Annotated in this window: 1 protein-coding gene; it reads right to left on the bottom strand. The window is 28.7% G+C overall.

Going from position 1 to position 766, the window contains the following annotated elements; translation table 11 throughout:
- Nucleotides 1–168: 168 nt before the first annotated feature.
- Nucleotides 169–669 (bottom strand): hypothetical protein, encoded by a 501-nt coding sequence (locus HGP29_RS28280; protein ID WP_168885819.1) that lies wholly within the window; start codon nt 667–669, stop codon nt 169–171.
- Nucleotides 670–766 lie beyond the last annotated feature (97 nt).

Consider the following 766-nt stretch of genomic DNA (forward strand, 5'->3'; position numbering starts at 1 on the left):
ATTATTCCGAAAATTTTGCCTAAATGATTTGTCATTATGTTTTACTTCGGTTCATTTAATGCTCCACAACGTATATGCTAAACTACGTGTGAGGGTGTGTCACCCGATACATGGAGTTTTAGCTGATGTTAGCACACGTATTTATTAATTTTTAATAGATATGAATAATTATCTTTCAAGTTTCTTGATTCTGCATTTTAATTGAAGTTTAGTAAGTTTCCATTTACTTTTTATATTATAATCAGCAAACCCATTCGCTTCTCCCATTTCTACTAATATTTCAGTATGATTATCTTTTTCTAACAACAATTTATCTATATGTAAATCATTATACCCAATACAACTAACTTTTAAAGAATAAATATTGGGCAACAACTCAAGTCTTGTTATAGAGTCAGATTTAGTCATCATATTTACTTTTTTGTTTGAATCACTGTATTCAATAAATGCAGGAAAATTAAAATATTCTTGTGACCTTTTATCAACTATCTTGATTGTTAGATTGATAGTATCATTTTCATTAATACTAGTTTTTTTTAATAAATGATATTCACTTTCTTCCCCTGAAATTGCAGTACAATATGAGTAATGATAAAAACCATCTTCTTGTTTTTTCGAATAAATACAAGAGGTTAATAAAAGCACTAAAAATATAATATTTTTCTTCATTACCTTGTTTAGGAATTTATGTGTGCTAACGTGATGGCTAAACTATGTGAGAGGGTGCGTCACCCGATACATGGAGTTTTAGCTGGTGTTGGGTATA

The sequence above is a fragment of the Flammeovirga agarivorans genome (assembly GCF_012641475.1).
Classification (GTDB): Bacteria; Bacteroidota; Bacteroidia; order Cytophagales; family Flammeovirgaceae; genus Flammeovirga; species Flammeovirga agarivorans.

Coding starts and splice junctions, on each gene's coding strand:
- HGP29_RS28280 (WP_168885819.1), bottom strand. CDS start 669: ATGAAGAAAAATATTATATTTTTAGTGCTTTTATTAACCTCTTGTATT.